Consider the following 16,353-nt stretch of genomic DNA (forward strand, 5'->3'; position numbering starts at 1 on the left):
TTTTTGACTTTTTTTAAAGTTTTTTTGATTTGTTTAATCTCCCAGTTTGTGTATGAACTTCTGCTCTAATGCGGGTGCAAAAGTAGAAATCTTTTCTTTATCCACAAGCCTTTTGTAATCTTTTTTTTGCCTTTTTTCTGATGTTTTTCTTAACTCACTGATAACAAGGATTTAATACAAGAAAGTTTTTTACATCCCCATAGCCCCCTTCAAAGAGGGAATGCTTTTATAGGGTATTTGCTTGTTTGAATGTTGAATGAAGATTAACGAATTTTGAATAGTGAAGTTTTCAAATATTGCAGTTACATCCCTCTATCTCCCTTCGAAGGGGAATTCTTTCTACATATATATAGGTGTTGTTAAATTTTTAGTTGTGAGCTTAACTGAGTTAAGCCGTAGCCTGCTGCGCAAAAGATTCCTATGCTTCGGAAGGACAACTCATTTTGAGAGGGATTTGTGCTCGCGGTGCGAGCCAGTGAAATGGTAATATAGAATACGATACGTCTTGCTTAGCCCCGATGAGAGCGGCATCCTTTTATAAACCCATCAGGTTTGTAAAAGATATAGTGGACAGCGGGATGGATAGTTTTATGGAATGCGGAATGTGTGCTGCTAATCTTTTTCAATATTATGCCTTATATATATTGTATGGATTTTATTATTCTACTATATTTGCAGCTTATAAATTTTAAAAAATGATAAAAGTTACTTTACCCGACGGGTCGGTTAAGGAGATGGCTCAAGGAGTTACTCCAATGGATGTTGCGAAAAGCATTAGTGAAGGATTGGCTAGAAACGTGATTTCGGCTTCCTACAATGGTACCACTATTGAAACGACGACGACCTTAACGACGGACGGTACACTTATATTATATACGTGGAATGACAAAGAGGGCAAAAAAGCTTTTTGGCATTCGACTTCGCACGTGATGGCGCAAGCTTTGGAAGAAATTTTTCCTGGAATTAAATTAACACTTGGACCTGCAATTGATAATGGTTTTTATTACGACGTGGATTTTGGTGATAAAAAAATTACGGATGCTGATTTCAAAAAAATTGAAGATCGTGTGTTAGAAATTTCGAGAGAGAAACATGAATTTAAAATGCGTCCGGTTTCAAAAGCGGAAGCATTGGAGGTTTATAAAAATAATGAGTACAAAACCGAATTGATTTCGAACTTAGAAGACGGAACGATTACGTTCTGTGATCATTCGAATTTCTTTGATTTGTGTCGTGGTGGACATATTCCTAATACAGGAATTATCAAAGCGATGAAAATTTTATCGGTAGCGGGTGCTTACTGGAGAGGTGATGAAAAAAACAAGCAGTTAACTCGTGTTTACGGAATTTCGTTCCCGAAACAAAAAGACTTAACGGATTACTTAGAATTATTAGAAGAAGCAAAACGCCGCGATCATAGAAAATTAGGAAAAGAATTAGAATTGTTTCATTTTTCACAAAAAGTAGGGCAAGGTTTACCTTTATGGTTACCAAAAGGTGCTGCTTTGCGCGATAGATTAGAGCAATTCTTGAAAAAAGCACAGAAGAAAGCAGGTTACGAGCAAGTAGTTACGCCTCATATTGGGATGAAAGACTTGTATGTAACTTCTGGACACTATGCTAAATATGGTGCGGATAGTTTCCAACCGATTCATACACCAGCGGAAGGCGAAGAGTTCTTGTTAAAACCAATGAACTGTCCACACCACTGTGAAATTTACAATGCAAGACCTTGGTCATACAAAGATTTACCAAAGCGTTATGCTGAATTTGGAACCGTATATCGTTATGAGCAATCAGGTGAATTGCATGGATTGACTCGTGTTAGAGGATTTACTCAAGATGATGCGCATATTTTCTGTACGCCTGATCAATTAGATACTGAGTTCAAAAATGTAATCGACTTAGTATTGTACGTTTTTGGTTCATTAGGATTTGAAAACTTTACGGCTCAGGTTTCGGTTCGTGATTTAGATAATCCGGATAAATATATAGGTAGCGTTGAAAACTGGGAAAAAGCAGAAAATGCGATTATCAGTGCCGCGAAAGATAAAGGATTGAATTATGTGATTGAAGCTGGCGAAGCGGCTTTCTATGGTCCGAAATTGGATTTTATGGTAAAAGATGCTTTAGGCAGAAGTTGGCAATTAGGTACCATTCAGGTAGATTACAATTTACCAGAGCGTTTTGAATTGTCTTATAAAGGTGCAGATGACAAGTTACATCGCCCTGTTATGATTCACCGAGCGCCTTTTGGTTCGATGGAACGTTTTATCGCAATTTTATTGGAACACACAGCAGGAAATTTTCCAATTTGGTTGATGCCTGAGCAAGCTATAATCTTGTCTTTGAGCGAGAAATATGAAAATTATGCAAAAAAAGTTTTAGATTTGCTAGAAAATCACGAAATTCGCGCCCTAATTGACAACCGAAACGAAACAATCGGTAAGAAAATTAGAGAAGCGGAGATGAACAAATACCCGTTTATGCTGATTGTTGGCGAGGAAGAAGAAAAAAACGGAACCATTTCTGTGAGACAACGCGGACAAGAAGGAAAAGGAAATATATCGGTTACTATTGAGCAGTTTGCAGCAATGATAAACGAAGAAATCAATAAAACATTAAAACAATTTTAAGTTTAACTAAAATAATAAAGCCATAGCAATTAGAAACAACAGAGGTTTTCAACCTCGAGAAGAGAAAAAAGCAGCGCACCGTATAAACAATTTAATACGTGTTGCTGAAGTACGTTTAGTAGGTGAAAATATTGAACCAGGAGTTTACAAAATAGCCGATGCACTTCGATTAGCTGAAGAGCAAGAAGTTGATTTGGTAGAAATTTCTCCAAATGCTGAACCGCCAGTTTGTAAATTGATGGATTATGGTAAATTTTTGTACCAACAAAAGAAGAGAGATAAAGAATTAAAAGCAAAATCAACTCAAATCGTAATTAAAGAGATTCGTTTTGGACCTCAAACAGATGAGCATGATTATGAATTTAAGAAAAAAAATGCGTTGAAATTTTTACAAGATGGTGCTAAATTAAAAGCATTTGTATTCTTTAAAGGACGTTCAATTATCTATAAAGAGCAAGGACAAATTTTATTATTACGTTTAGCACAAGAATTGGAAGAATATGGTAAAGTTGAAGCCATGCCAGTTTTAGAAGGAAAACGTATGATTATGTACATCGCTCCTAAAAAGAAAGGGAAATAGTTTTAGTGATAAGTGACAAGTAATTAGTGATTAGTTGCTAAACTATATAAATAGTGATTACCTAGTAATCCTACATTAAAAATAATAAGTAAGATAGATTATAAATACAGGAAGAAAATGCCTAAAATGAAAACGAAATCTAGTGCTAAGAAACGATTCAAAGTTACTGGTTCTGGAAAAATCAAAAGAAAACACGCTTTTAAAAGTCACATTTTGACTAAAAAATCTAAAAAGCGTAAATTAGCTTTAACTCATTCTACTTTGGTTCACCCAACAGATGAGAGAAGCATTAAACAACAATTGAATATTATTTAATTCGTTGTTTGGTTAAAACAATTTAGTAACCCTGGAGTGGGCTGTTTTAAATTCAGAATTTTGAGTTTAGAATTTAGAAGAATCGAAAGATCGCCTTACTGCAAAAAACATTTAAAATTATGCCAAGAGCAACAAATTCAGTAGCATCAAAAGCTCGTAAAAAAAGAGTATTAAAACAAGCCAAAGGTTTCTTTGGAAGACGTAAAAACGTTTGGACTGTAGCTAAAAACGCGGTAGAAAAAGCAATGGTTTATGCTTACCGTGATAGAAAACAAAATAAAAGAAATTTCCGTGCTTTATGGATTACGCGTATCAATGCTGGTGCACGTTTACATGGCATGAGTTATTCTCAATTTATGGGTAAAGCTAAAGCTAACAACATCGAATTGAACCGTAAAGTTCTTGCAGATTTAGCTATGAACCACCCAGCTGCTTTCACAGCTATCGTTAACAAAATTAAATAATTACGTCTAACTCAGTTTATCTTACTTATATATCAAACCCCGATTATGTCGGGGTTTTTTATTTATAACTTAATTTTTTAACATATGAAACTCGTATTTGCTTCTAACAATAAAAATAAAATTAAAGAAATTCAAGCATTAGTTCCTTCAACCTTTCAAATAGTTAGCCTAGAAGACATTAGCTGCTTTGAAGACATACCAGAAACTGCTGATACAATTGAAGGAAATGCAATACTAAAGGCAAATTATGTAACTGAAAAATTTGGGCTAAACTGCTTCGCTGATGATTCAGGATTAGAAGTAGATGCGCTTGATGGAGCTCCAGGAGTATATTCTGCAAGATACGCAGGAGAACCAAAAGATGATGAAAAAAACATTGATAAATTGTTACTAAATCTTACAAACAAAACCAATAGGAAGGCAAATTTTAAAACAGTAATAGCACTTAATTATGAAGGAAAACAATTTCTTTTTACAGGAATAATTAATGGCAAAATTATCACAGAAAAAATTGGTACAAATGGATTTGGATATGACCCCATTTTTATTGCTGATAATTATGAGAAAACCTTCGCTGAACTAACTTTACAAGAAAAATCAACCATTAGCCACAGAGGAAAAGCAGTAAAACAACTCATCAAATTTTTAGAAGAAAAAAACGACTGATTTAATTCAAAAAATCCTTTTTTTAAAAAATAACATTTCTAAAAAATAATTAACAAATTGAAAATCAATTAGTAACAAATTAGTTTATGTAGTATTTAAACTGTACCTTTGCACCCAATTTAAAATATTATATGAATAAATTTGAACAATTAGGATTGAATGAGTCGCTACTGCTGGCGATTAAAGATCTAGGATTTGAGAATCCGTCAGAAGTGCAAGAAAAAGCGATTCCAGTACTATTGGAACAAAACACAGATTTAGTTGCCCTAGCGCAAACAGGTACAGGGAAAACCGCAGCTTTTGGTTTCCCGCTAATTCAAAAAATTGATGCTGAAAATAGAAATACACAAGCATTAATTTTATCGCCAACACGTGAATTATGCTTACAAATCACCAACGAGATTAAATTATACTCAAAGTACATAAAAGGGTTACATACCGTGGCTGTTTATGGTGGTGCAAGCATTACAGAACAAGCTAGAGAGGTTAAACGTGGTGCACAAATCATTGTGGCAACACCAGGTAGAATGCAAGACATGATTAATAGAGGTCTTGTAAACATTAAAAACATTGATTTTTGTATCTTAGATGAGGCGGATGAAATGTTAAATATGGGATTCTACGACGACATTTGTTCCATTTTATCGGACACACCAGACGAGAAAAACACATGGTTATTCTCTGCAACTATGCCAGCTGAAGTAGCTCGTATTGCAAAACAATTTATGGCAGAACCAAAAGAAATTACTGTTGGAAGTAAAAATTCTGGTTCAGCAACTGTTTCTCACGAATTTTATGTTGTTAATGCACGTGATCGCTACGAAGCCTTAAAACGTTTAGCAGATGCCAACCCAGATATTTTCTCGGTTGTATTTTGTAGAACTAAAAGGGATACGCAAGCTGTAGCTGAAAAATTAATTGAAGATGGTTATAATGCAGCTGCATTACACGGAGATTTATCGCAAGCACAACGTGATGGTGTGATGAAATCATTCAGAGGACGTCAAATCCAAATGCTTGTTGCTACTGACGTTGCTGCTCGTGGAATTGACGTTGATAATGTAACTCACGTAGTAAACTATCAATTGCCAGACGAAATTGAAACATACAATCACCGTTCTGGAAGAACTGGTAGAGCTGGAAAATTAGGTACTTCAATTGTTATCATTACCAAAAGTGAAATCAGAAAAATACACTCAATTGAGCGTATAATTCAACAAAAATTTCAAGAAAAAACAATTCCTTCTGGAATTGAAATCTGCGAAATTCAGTTATTACACTTGGCAAACAAAATTAAAGATACAGAAGTTGATCATGAAATAGACAACTATTTACCAGCTATTAACGAAGTTTTAGATGGATTATCTAAAGAAGAATTAATCAAAAAAATGGTTTCTGTAGAATTCAATAGATTTATCAATTACTACAAATCTAAACGTGATATTACAGGTGAAAGAAGTAATGATAGAGAAAGAAGTTCTGAACCAAGAGAAATTAGAGCTGGTGATCCAGTTCGTTATTTCATCAACATTGGTGCAAGAGACGATTTCGATTGGATGCAGTTGAAAGATTTTATAAAAGAAACTGTTGAATTAGGCAGAGACGACGTATTTAAAGTAGACGTAAAAGAAGGTTTCTCATTCTTTAATACTGATGGTGAACATACAGACAAAGTAATGTCTGTTCTTAATGGATATGACATGAATGGTCGTAGAATCAACGTTGAAATTTCTAAAAACGACGGTGGCGGAAGACGCGATCACAACGGAAGAAATTCTGGTGGCGGAAGACGCGAAGGCGGGTTTAGAGGTGACAGAAGCGGTTCGGCTCCAAGAAGAGAAGGCGGAAGAGACGGAGGTTTCAGAAGCGACAGAGGTTCGGCTCCAAGAAGAGAAGGTGGAAGAGATAGTGGATTTAGAGGTGAGAGAAGTAGTTCTGCTCCAAGAAGAGAAGGCGGATTTTCTGACAGAGCTCCAAGACGTGCTGAAAGTGCTGGAGATTCATCAAGACCAAGAAGACCAAGAAGAAGTTAACACAAAATCGTTAATTTTCTTATAAAATTACTAAAAACTGTAGAATATCATCATTTGATTTGTATTTTTGACTTAATTATACAGCTAATGAAATATTTTACAGTTTTTCTTTTTTCAATCATTACTTCTTTTGTGTTTGCACAAAATGATTCTTTAGTTACTATAAAAGGAACCGTCATCAATAATGAGACTAAACTTCCACTTAGTAATGTAAATGTTATCAATGCAACGCGCGTTATTGGAACATCTACATCTGGAAGCGGTACTTTTGAAATTGCTACAAAACTGAATGATACGCTTTTGTTTTCATATATTGGATATGAAACTGTAAAAGTAAAAGTAACTAACGATTGGATTAAAAACAATCCTACTAAGATTTACCTAACAGAAAAAGCTTATGTCTTAGACGAAGTAATCGTTAGACAATATGAACTTACTGGATATGTTGAAGTAGATACAGAATTAATACCTGTAGCTGCTGACGGCTATCGATATAGCATTTCTGGACTCAATGCAGGTTATGAAGCTGGTGATAAATCTCCCGGAGCCGTCTCAAGAGTAATCGGTTCAATATTTAATCCTGCTGACTTACTATATAATGTCTTTGGAAAAAGACCCGCAGAAATGAAAAAACTAAAAGAAATGAAAAAAGACGATACTGTCAGAAATCTTTTAGCCACTAAATTTGATAGAGAAACGCTTGCTGCTCTATTAGAAATTGATAAAGATGATATTCCTCAAATTTTAGAAAATTGCAATTATTCAGAATATTTTATTCAAACAGCAAATGATTTACAAATCATGGATGCCATAAGTTTATGTTATGAAGAATATAAAATATTGAAAAAAAATAAGTAATTCTTATTCTTTTATTTCATAAAATTTCTTTTCTATAAATTCAATATCTTTTATTGATTTTCTTGTCCAATCTAAACGTTTATCTAACACTTCATCTTCAGTCAATTGCCAATTGATTTCTGATTGTCTCAAGCGGTTAGTAACGTCTTGAATAATAATTGCTGCTGAAACAGAAATATTCAAACTTTCCGTATAACCTACCATTGGTATTTTCAAAAAACCATCGGCTTGTTGAATAACTTCCTCTGATAAACCATTTCTTTCAGTGCCAAAAAATAAGGCCGAAGGTTTAGAAATATCAAACTCATGCAACATACATGAATCATTATGAGGAGTTGTGGCAATAATTTGATAGCCTTGACCTTTTAACTCATTGATACAACTTTGTACCGAATTAAATCGATTTACATCAACCCATTTTTGGGCTCCCATTGCTATTTCAGTGTCTATTCGTTTACCAAATTTTTCTTCAATTACATTCAATTCTTGAATTCCAAAAACCTCACAACTACGCATTACAGCGCTGGTATTGTGCAATTGATAAACATCTTCAATTGCAATCGTAAAATGTTTGGTTCTATTTTTCAAAACTCTTAAAAAACCTTCTTTTCGATTTTCTGTAATGAATCCCTCTAAATATGCTAATAACTCTTTTACATTATTTTTCATGCAACAAAAATAATACTACTTTTTTTATTATTTTAGTGAAAAAATAAAATTGCATGACACAAGAAGAACTAATTCCTTTATTATTAAAAAAAGATGATAGGTCGTTTACCCTACTCTACGATAATTATTCCAAGAGTTTGTACGGTATAATTTTTACACTTATTAAAGATCGAGAAGAAGCTGAAGATGTGCTTCAAGAAGTGTTTGTCAAAATATGGAAAAACATTGATACATATAACGAATCAAAAGGTCGTTTATATACTTGGATGTTAAATATTGCACGTAATACATCTATTGACAAATTGCGCTCAAAAAGCTTTAACAACAATCAAAAAAACTTATCAAGCGATAATTTCGTACATATACTTGACGATAACTCAAAAACTATCAACCAAATAGATGCGATAGGCATTAAGGAGTTTATAAAGAAATTAAAACCAAAATGCATTCAAATCATTGATTTGCTTTTTTTTAAAGGATATACACAACAAGAAGCCTCTGATGAATTGGAAATTCCTTTAGGTACTGTTAAAACTCAAAATAGAAATTGTATGAACGAATTAAGACTATTAATCAATGAATAGTAGAGAATATATAGAATCAGGTATATTAGAATTATATGTATTTGGAAAACTTTCCTATGAAGAAATTGCGGAAGTTAACCAAATGGCAAATCAGTATCCTGAAATAAAAGAAGAAATTAAAGCTATTGAAAAAGCTGTAATTAATTTATCATATGGTGTTGCACCACATTTATCAGCTACAAATTTTGAAAAAATTAGAAATCAATTGTTAGAAAAACAAAATGTGATTCAAATGAAACCTAAAAATGTTGTAACACAATACATAGGTTGGGTAGCCGCTGCTGTATTTGTTTTAGGAATGGGAATTCAATTTTATAAATTAAATGAATCGAATAAAGCAGTTGAAACATTATCAATTGAAAAAAATAATCTTCAAAAATCAATGGTAGATTTAGAACTGAAAAAGAAAGAATCTGAACAAGTTTTAGCTATTTTAAGAGATACAAGTAATGTTGCTGTAGCTTTAGCTGGACAACAAGTAGCTCCTAATGCTTATGCAAAAGCATATTACAACAAAAACACAAAAGAAGTATATATCGATGCTTCTGGTTTACCAACTCCTCCAGAAGGAATGGTATATCAAGTATGGGCTTTAAAATTAGAACCTGTTTTAACACCTACGAGTATTGGATTGCTTGATTCATACGCTACAAGTACTACAAAAGTAATTAAAGTAGAAAATGCAAATGAAGCACAAGCTTTTGGAATTACATTGGAACCAGCCGGTGGAAGTGCCGGACCTACAATGGAACAACTTTATACCTTAGGAAAAGTATAATTAAAATGCGTCTACACAGACGCATTTTATTTTCATAAAAATTGCAAAAGAATAGAAAAATGAAAAAAATTGTAGTATTAACAGGAGCTGGAATTAGTGCCGAAAGTGGCATAAAAACATTCCGAGATGCAGATGGTTTGTGGGAAGGTCACGATATTATGGAAGTGGCTTCACCCGTTGGCTGGAAAAAAAATCCAGAATTGGTATTAGACTTTTACAACAAACGAAGAGCTCAACTTTTAACCGTAAAACCAAACAAAGCTCACGAAATTTTATCCGAATTAGAAGAACATTTTGACATTCATATCATTACGCAAAACGTTGACGATTTACACGAAAGAGCTGGAAGCAACAAAGTCATCCATTTACATGGAGAATTATTAAAAGTGAGAAGCATTTCAAACGAAAATTTCGTAATCGATTGGAAACACGATTTAAATCTAGGCGATTTTGATTTAGAAGGCAATCAATTACGACCACATATTATTTGGTTTGGCGAAGATGTTCCAATGATTGAACATGCCATTGATATTGTAGAAACCGCTGATATTTTAATCATTATCGGAACTTCATTACAAGTCTATCCTGCAGCAGGATTAATGAATTATGTTGACCAAAATGTTCCCGTGTATTACATCGATCCAAATCCAGCCACGATTTATGATTTACCAAATGAATTGAAAATCTTACCTCTAACCGCAGTTGAAGGAATGAAAATTGTAAAAGAAGAACTTTTAAATTTAAATTAAAAAACTCGAAACTAATTACTAATAACTAATCACTAATTACTAAATTTGCACTTCTTTAAACAACACACAACAAAATGCAATTAACAGAATTAAATGCTATTTCGCCAATTGATGGTCGTTATAGAAGCAAAACTATTTCATTATCTCCTTATTTTTCTGAAGAAGCCTTAATTAAATACCGCGTTTTGGTAGAGGTTGAATATTTTATTGCTTTGCGCGAAGCTGATTTACCTCAATTAGCCAAAATTGACAAATCGATTTACGATTCTTTAAGAGCGATTTACAAAAACTTTTCTACCGAAGATGCACTTTGGATTAAAGAAACCGAAAAAACAACGAATCACGATGTTAAAGCGGTGGAATATTTCATTAAATCGAAATTCGATAGTTTAGGATTACAAGAATTTAAAGAGTTTATTCATTTCGGATTGACTTCTCAAGATATCAACAATACAGCGATTCCACTTTCTACAAAAGAAGCGTTTGAAAATGTATATTTACCAGGTTTAGTAAGCGTAATTGCAAAATTGAAAGAATTAGCAATGGAATGGCAAAACGTTCCAATGTTAGCTAGAACTCACGGACAGCCAGCCTCTCCTACTCGCTTAGGAAAAGAAATTTTAGTTTTCGTAGAACGTTTAGAAGAGCAAATGCGTTTGTTATTCAACGTACCTTTTGCAGCTAAATTTGGTGGAGCAACTGGAAATTACAACGCTCACAAAGTAGCGTATCCAAACACGGATTGGAAAAAATTCGGAACCGATTTCGTAGAAAATAGTTTGGGATTACACCATTCGTTTCCAACAACACAAATAGAACATTACGACCATTTTGCAGCCTTTTTTGATGCTTTAAAACGTATCAATACAATTTTAATCGACTTGGATAGAGACATTTGGACGTATGTTTCTATGGATTATTTCAAACAAAAAATCAAAGCAGGAGAAATTGGTTCTTCAGCGATGCCACACAAAGTTAATCCGATTGATTTTGAAAATTCAGAAGGAAATTTAGGAATTGCGAATGCGATTTTCGAACATTTATCAGCAAAATTACCACTTTCAAGATTACAACGCGATTTAACAGATAGTACGGTTTTACGTAATATTGGAGTTCCAATGGGACACACGTTAATTGCTTTTGAAGCCACTTTAAAAGGATTAAACAAATTGTTATTAAACGAAGACAAATTCGCAGAAGATTTAGAGAAAAACTGGGCGGTTGTGGCAGAGGCAATTCAAACGATTTTACGTCGTGAAGGCTATCCAAATCCATACGAAGCTTTAAAAGATTTAACCAGAACGAATACTGTAATTAACAAAGAAGCAATTCATAATTTCATAGGAACATTAAACGTTTCTGAAGAAGTTAGAGCGGAGTTAATGCAAATTACACCGAGTAATTATTTGGGGATTTAATTTCTTCAAAAATAAGATACATTTTAAGAATCTCGTTAGAAGTAATTTTAACGAGATTTTATATTTTCATAATTTTGAAAACCAAACCATTTTCACTATTTTAGTAAAAAATCAATTATATGCCAATTCCATTAAACACTTCCACCGTCCATTTACCTGATTTAATAAGTGATTTAGGATTAATTCTTGTCACAGCTGCTATTGCAGTTTTATTATTCAGAATATTAAAACAACCTTTAGTTCTTGGTTATTTAGTTGCTGGTTTTTTGGCAGGAAGTGAGTTTGATTTTTTTCCAACAGTTAAAGACATGAACAGTGTCAAAGTTTGGGCAGAAATTGGTGTTATATTTCTTTTATTCAGTTTAGGGCTCGAATTTAGTTTCAAAAAACTTATGAAGGTTGGTGGAACGGCATCCATAACAGCTATCACCCAAATAATTGGAATGGTCGTTTTAGGCTATTTCATTGGTCAATTAATGGATTGGGGTAAAATGAACAGCTTATTTTTAGGTGTCATTTTATCCATTTCATCAACTACAATAATTCTGAAAACTTTTGACGAATTAGGAGTAAAAACACAAAAGTTCGCCGGAAATGTAATTGGAGCTTTAATTGTTCAGGATATTTTAGCCATTTTAATGATGGTTTTATTATCAACAGTAGCAGTAAGTCAACAATTTTCGGGTGGTGAATTACTAAAATCGGTTTTAAAATTAATCTTCTTTTTAACGATATGGTTTGTTGCAGGAATTTTCTTTATTCCTACACTTCTCAAAAAAGCCAAACATCTTTTAACAGACGAAATGTTACTAATTGTTTCATTGGCTTTGTGTTTATTAATGGTTCTTTTTGCTGCAAATGTTGGCTTCTCGCCTGCTCTTGGCGCCTTCATTATGGGTTCAATTATTGCCGAAACTACACAAGCCGAACACATTGAACATTTGGTAAAACCCGTAAAAGATTTATTTGGAGCTGTTTTTTTTGTATCAGTTGGAATGCTAATTGATCCAGAAATGTTAGCTAAATATGCAATTCCTGTAGGAATATTAACAGTTGTGGTTATCGTTGGTCAATCATTAAGTTCTACTATTGGCGCATTACTTTCTGGACAACCTTTAAAACAGTCTATACAAACTGGAATGAGTTTATCTCAAATAGGTGAATTTTCATTCATCATAGCAACTCTAGGAATGACGCTAAATGTTACAAGTGATTTCTTATATCCTATTGTGGTGGCTGTTTCAGCTATAACAACTTTTACAACGCCATTTATGGTAAAGTTATCGACACCATTTTCAATCTATTTAGAAAAAAAATTACCAAGGCGCTGGGTTAAAAAAATTGAGCGTTATAGCGCAAATACTGAAGCGATAAAATCGGTTAGCAATTGGCAAATTGTACTTCGCTCCTATTTAACACAAGTGATTCTTCATTCCATAATAATTGTTGCCATTATTATACTTTCATCAAAATATATTTTGCCTCTGGTTCAGGATTCAAGGTTTGGAAATGCATTTGCTGCATTGATAACACTAATTATACTATCACCATTTTTATGGGCGTTATCATTGCGAAGAGTTGCAGTAAAACAAGTACAAGAATTAATGCAAGTTAGAAAATATCAAGGACCAATAATTGTTTTAGTATTTTTCAGAATTGTATTAACTTTATTTTATATTGGATTCATATTAAATACGTTTTTTTCTCCAGGAATTGCTCTAATAGCTTTAGTTATTGCAATTATCAGTTATGTTTTATTTCCTAAAAAATTACATTCCTTTTATAATAAAATTGAATCGCATTTTTTGCGAAATTTCCATGGAAGAGAATTATCAAAACCAAATAAAAGACAAAATGTTTTATCGCCTTGGGATGGACACATGGCTAATTTTTATATTGCAATAGAATCCAATATAGCAGGCAAAACATTGGAAGAATTAAAAATAAGAGAACAATTTGGGATAAATATTGCAGCAATAAAACGTGGTGAAATTACCATAAATATCCCTATTCGAACCGAAAGGTTATTTCCAGGTGATGAAATTAGCGTTATTGGCACTGACGAACAGGTTGTAGCTTTTAAAAATTACTTAGATAAGCATGAAATAGACATTCCAGAAGTTGTGGCAGAAGACGAAATCATTTTACAACAACTAGAATTAAAAAACAGAATTTGTATTGGAAAAAGTATACGTGATTCTTTAATTAGAGAAAAAACTCATGGTATTATCGTAGGCATTGAGCGCAATGGAAAACGTATTTTAAATCCGGAATCACATTTAATTTTAGAATCAGATGATATTCTTTGGATTGCTGGAGATAAGAAAAAAATTGCTGAATTTTTAAAAGGGTAAAATACTATTTAATCTATTTTTAAGTTATATAAAGTATTGAAAAACAAATAATATGAAAACCCATTTCACCTTACTCCTATTATTCATTTCGGCTTTAAGTTTCAGTCAAAATCAAAATAAAATTGATTTAGAAAAATTGAAAATTAAAGTTCATAAATTAATAAATCAAGAAAGAGTAAATAACGACCGTAAAATACTTAACCAAAACTTATATCTAAAAAAAGCAGCAGAAGATCATGCAAAATTTATCGCAAAGATTCAAAATTTATCGCACGAACAAACTGATGAAAAAAAATTAAAACCAAAAGATCGCGTATTTTTTCATGGTGGAAATTCTTTTGTATTAGTTGGTGAAAATTTACTTTTTACAAGTATTAAAGAACAAATTTATACAGATGAAGATTTAGAAACATTAGCTTTAAAAATGTTTAATCTATGGAAAAATTCACCAAATCATTACAAAAATATGATTGAACATAAATATTTGTACACGGAAATTGGTTTTAGTATTGATTGGGAAAACAATAAAATATATGCGGTGCAATTATTTGGAGCGAAATGATTAAACACGAATTTTACGAATTAGAATGAATTAATTGGTGTGAATTTGTGAAATTCGGGTTCTATCTAAAGCAAAAAAAACCTGACAGGTTTTTGAAACCTGTCAGGTTTGTATTAACTATAATTTGAGATTCCTTCGGAATGACAAACGTTGTGTTTAACTGAAGACTGAGACTGAAGACTGAACACTCGAAAAACTATCTTGAATAATTCGGAGCTTCTTTCGTAATCGTTACATTATGTGGGTGGCTTTCACCAATTCCACTTGCTGTAATTCTGATAAAGCGACTAGTTTCTTGTAAAGTTTTAATATCTTTTGACCCACAATAACCCATTCCAGCTCTTAAACCGCCTATGAATTGTTGCATACTTTCGTTTAATTCTCCTTTGTAAGGTACTCTACCTACAATTCCTTCAGGAACTAATTTCTTAACATCATCTTCTACATCTTGGAAATAACGGTCTTTCGAACCTTCTTGCATGGCTTCCACTGAACCCATTCCGCGGTACGATTTGAATTTTCTTCCTTCAAAAATAATCGTTTCTCCTGGTGATTCTTTTGTTCCTGCTAATAATGAACCTAACATCACACAATCAGCACCCGCAGCAATCGCTTTTGGAATATCACCTGTATAACGAATTCCGCCATCAGCAATAACTGGAACTCCAGTCCCTCTTAATGCAGCAGCTACTTCTAAAACCGCAGAAAATTGAGGAAATCCAACTCCAGCAACAACTCGCGTTGTACAAATAGAACCTGGACCAATTCCAACTTTCACTGCATCAGCTCCGTTTTGAGCTAAATATAAAGCAGCTTCTGGAGTAGCAATATTTCCTACTACTACATCTAATTCTGGGAATTTTGTTTTTACAGCTTTTAATACATCCACTACACCTTTTGTATGTCCGTGAGCGGTATCGATAATTACAGCATCAACTCCAGCATTTACTAAAGCCGTTGCTCTTTCAACAGCATCCGCCGTAACTCCTAAAGCCGCAGCTACACGCAAACGACCAAATTTATCTTTGTTTGCAATTGGTTTTTGAGTTAATTTGGTAATATCTCTAAAAGTTATTAAGCCAACTAATTTATTATTATTGTCAACTACTGGCAATTTTTCAATTTTGTTTTCTTGAAGAATTCCTTCTGCTTCTTGCAAAGTGGTTCCTTGAGCAGCTGTTACAAGATTTTCTGAAGTCATCACTTCTAAAATAGAACGTGAATTTACTTTTTCAAAACGTAAATCTCTATTAGTGACGATTCCTTTTAAAATTCCGTTTTCATCTACTACTGGAATTCCGCCAATACTAAATTCTTTCATTGCCATTTTAGCATCACCAACTGTTGAAGATAATGGTAACGTAACTGGATCGATAATCATACCGCTTTCCGCACGTTTTACTTTCTTAACTTTTGCCGCTTGTTGTTCAATCGTCATGTTTTTATGCAAAACACCTATTCCTCCTTCTTGAGCCATAGCAATAGCCATAGAACTTTCGGTAACTGTATCCATTGCAGCGGAAACAATAGGAACATTTAAAGTAATATTTTTCGAAAACTTCGATTGAATATTTACTTCACGCGGTAAAATTTCTGAATAATTTGGAATAAGCAAAACGTCGTCGTATGTAAGTCCTTCGCCAACGATCTTAGTTGTGTGTGCTTTCATGGTGCAATTTGTAGTTGT

Annotated in this window: 15 protein-coding genes; 13 read left to right on the forward strand and 2 right to left on the reverse strand. The window is 33.2% G+C overall.

Going from position 1 to position 16,353, the window contains the following annotated elements:
• The first annotated feature begins 695 nt into the window (after window positions 1-695).
• The 7 genes from thrS to G4L40_RS11915 all read left to right on the forward strand — a co-directional run bounded on the left by thrS (window position 696) and on the right by G4L40_RS11915 (window position 7,552).
• On the forward strand, window positions 696-2,636 hold the full coding sequence (gene thrS, locus G4L40_RS11885) for a threonine--tRNA ligase (RefSeq protein ID WP_166237421.1): 1,941 nt from the start codon (window positions 696-698) through the stop codon (window positions 2,634-2,636).
• Between the two features lie 28 nt (window positions 2,637-2,664).
• Window positions 2,665-3,216 carry a translation initiation factor IF-3 gene (infC, locus tag G4L40_RS11890; RefSeq protein WP_288982376.1) on the forward strand — a complete coding sequence of 184 codons (552 nt, stop codon included), beginning with the start codon at window positions 2,665-2,667 and terminating at the stop codon, window positions 3,214-3,216.
• Window positions 3,217-3,333: 117 nt separating this feature from the next.
• Window positions 3,334-3,531, forward strand: a complete 198-nt coding sequence (gene rpmI, locus G4L40_RS11895; protein ID WP_026726127.1) for a 50S ribosomal protein L35 — start codon at window positions 3,334-3,336, stop codon at window positions 3,529-3,531.
• A 119-nt stretch (window positions 3,532-3,650) separates the two neighbouring features.
• The gene (rplT, locus tag G4L40_RS11900) at window positions 3,651-3,995 is read left to right on the forward strand and encodes a 50S ribosomal protein L20 (RefSeq protein ID WP_166237422.1); all 345 of its coding nucleotides are present in this window, start codon (window positions 3,651-3,653) and stop codon (window positions 3,993-3,995) included.
• Between the two features lie 84 nt (window positions 3,996-4,079).
• Window positions 4,080-4,661: a non-canonical purine NTP diphosphatase gene (locus tag G4L40_RS11905; protein ID WP_166237423.1), complete on the forward strand. Its 582-nt coding sequence runs from the start codon at window positions 4,080-4,082 to the stop codon at window positions 4,659-4,661.
• 131 nt (window positions 4,662-4,792) lie between these two features.
• Complete coding sequence (locus G4L40_RS11910) at window positions 4,793-6,694, forward strand: DEAD/DEAH box helicase (protein ID WP_166237424.1); 1,902 nt, start codon at window positions 4,793-4,795, stop codon at window positions 6,692-6,694.
• Between the two features lie 87 nt (window positions 6,695-6,781).
• Window positions 6,782-7,552, forward strand: coding sequence for a carboxypeptidase-like regulatory domain-containing protein (locus tag G4L40_RS11915; RefSeq protein WP_166237425.1), 771 nt, complete (start codon window positions 6,782-6,784; stop codon window positions 7,550-7,552).
• 3 nt (window positions 7,553-7,555) lie between these two features.
• Here G4L40_RS11915 and G4L40_RS11920 read toward each other — a convergent pair whose 3' ends face one another.
• Window positions 7,556-8,221, reverse strand: a complete 666-nt coding sequence (locus tag G4L40_RS11920) for a TrmH family RNA methyltransferase (RefSeq protein WP_166237426.1) — start codon at window positions 8,219-8,221, stop codon at window positions 7,556-7,558.
• 53 nt (window positions 8,222-8,274) lie between these two features.
• Between G4L40_RS11920 and G4L40_RS11925 the strand changes: the two genes are divergently transcribed.
• From G4L40_RS11925 to G4L40_RS11950, 6 genes are all read left to right on the forward strand, one after another.
• Window positions 8,275-8,805, forward strand: coding sequence for an RNA polymerase sigma factor (locus G4L40_RS11925; RefSeq protein ID WP_166237427.1), 531 nt, complete (start codon window positions 8,275-8,277; stop codon window positions 8,803-8,805).
• The gene (locus G4L40_RS11930; RefSeq protein WP_166237428.1) at window positions 8,798-9,583 is read left to right on the forward strand and encodes an anti-sigma factor; all 786 of its coding nucleotides are present in this window, start codon (window positions 8,798-8,800) and stop codon (window positions 9,581-9,583) included. Before G4L40_RS11925 ends, G4L40_RS11930 begins: the two co-directional genes overlap by 8 nt.
• A 59-nt stretch (window positions 9,584-9,642) precedes the next feature.
• Window positions 9,643-10,332 (forward strand): SIR2 family NAD-dependent protein deacylase, encoded by a 690-nt coding sequence (locus G4L40_RS11935; protein WP_166237429.1) that lies wholly within the window; start codon window positions 9,643-9,645, stop codon window positions 10,330-10,332.
• A 74-nt stretch (window positions 10,333-10,406) separates the two neighbouring features.
• The gene (gene purB, locus G4L40_RS11940) at window positions 10,407-11,750 is read left to right on the forward strand and encodes an adenylosuccinate lyase (protein WP_166237430.1); all 1,344 of its coding nucleotides are present in this window, start codon (window positions 10,407-10,409) and stop codon (window positions 11,748-11,750) included.
• A 119-nt stretch (window positions 11,751-11,869) separates the two neighbouring features.
• Entirely contained in the window at window positions 11,870-14,104 is a 2,235-nt protein-coding gene (locus G4L40_RS11945; protein ID WP_166237431.1) for a cation:proton antiporter, read from the forward strand.
• A 52-nt stretch (window positions 14,105-14,156) separates the two neighbouring features.
• Complete coding sequence (locus tag G4L40_RS11950; protein WP_166237432.1) at window positions 14,157-14,666, forward strand: CAP domain-containing protein; 510 nt, start codon at window positions 14,157-14,159, stop codon at window positions 14,664-14,666.
• Window positions 14,667-14,862: 196 nt separating this feature from the next.
• Here the strand turns inward: G4L40_RS11950 and guaB are convergent, their stop codons facing one another.
• Window positions 14,863-16,335: an IMP dehydrogenase gene (guaB, locus tag G4L40_RS11955; protein ID WP_166237433.1), complete on the reverse strand. Its 1,473-nt coding sequence runs from the start codon at window positions 16,333-16,335 to the stop codon at window positions 14,863-14,865.
• Window positions 16,336-16,353 lie beyond the last annotated feature (18 nt).

Origin of the sequence: Flavobacterium celericrescens (assembly GCF_011392075.1) — a bacterium.
GTDB lineage: Bacteria > Bacteroidota > Bacteroidia > Flavobacteriales > Flavobacteriaceae > Flavobacterium > Flavobacterium celericrescens.

Bases quoted from the DNA above. Each gene is read 5' to 3' on its own strand.
- G4L40_RS11945 (WP_166237431.1), top strand. From the start codon at position 11,870: ATGCCAATTCCATTAAACACTTCCACCGTCCATTTACCTGATTTAATA.
- rpmI (WP_026726127.1), top strand. From the start codon at position 3,334: ATGCCTAAAATGAAAACGAAATCTAGTGCTAAGAAACGATTCAAAGTT.
- G4L40_RS11915 (WP_166237425.1), top strand. From the start codon at position 6,782: ATGAAATATTTTACAGTTTTTCTTTTTTCAATCATTACTTCTTTTGTG.
- guaB (WP_166237433.1), bottom strand. From the start codon at position 16,335: ATGAAAGCACACACAACTAAGATCGTTGGCGAAGGACTTACATACGAC.
- purB (WP_166237430.1), top strand. From the start codon at position 10,407: ATGCAATTAACAGAATTAAATGCTATTTCGCCAATTGATGGTCGTTAT.
- G4L40_RS11905 (WP_166237423.1), top strand. From the start codon at position 4,080: ATGAAACTCGTATTTGCTTCTAACAATAAAAATAAAATTAAAGAAATT.
- thrS (WP_166237421.1), top strand. From the start codon at position 696: ATGATAAAAGTTACTTTACCCGACGGGTCGGTTAAGGAGATGGCTCAA.
- G4L40_RS11930 (WP_166237428.1), top strand. From the start codon at position 8,798: ATGAATAGTAGAGAATATATAGAATCAGGTATATTAGAATTATATGTA.
- G4L40_RS11935 (WP_166237429.1), top strand. From the start codon at position 9,643: ATGAAAAAAATTGTAGTATTAACAGGAGCTGGAATTAGTGCCGAAAGT.
- G4L40_RS11920 (WP_166237426.1), bottom strand. From the start codon at position 8,221: ATGAAAAATAATGTAAAAGAGTTATTAGCATATTTAGAGGGATTCATT.
- G4L40_RS11925 (WP_166237427.1), top strand. From the start codon at position 8,275: ATGACACAAGAAGAACTAATTCCTTTATTATTAAAAAAAGATGATAGG.
- rplT (WP_166237422.1), top strand. From the start codon at position 3,651: ATGCCAAGAGCAACAAATTCAGTAGCATCAAAAGCTCGTAAAAAAAGA.
- G4L40_RS11910 (WP_166237424.1), top strand. From the start codon at position 4,793: ATGAATAAATTTGAACAATTAGGATTGAATGAGTCGCTACTGCTGGCG.
- G4L40_RS11950 (WP_166237432.1), top strand. From the start codon at position 14,157: ATGAAAACCCATTTCACCTTACTCCTATTATTCATTTCGGCTTTAAGT.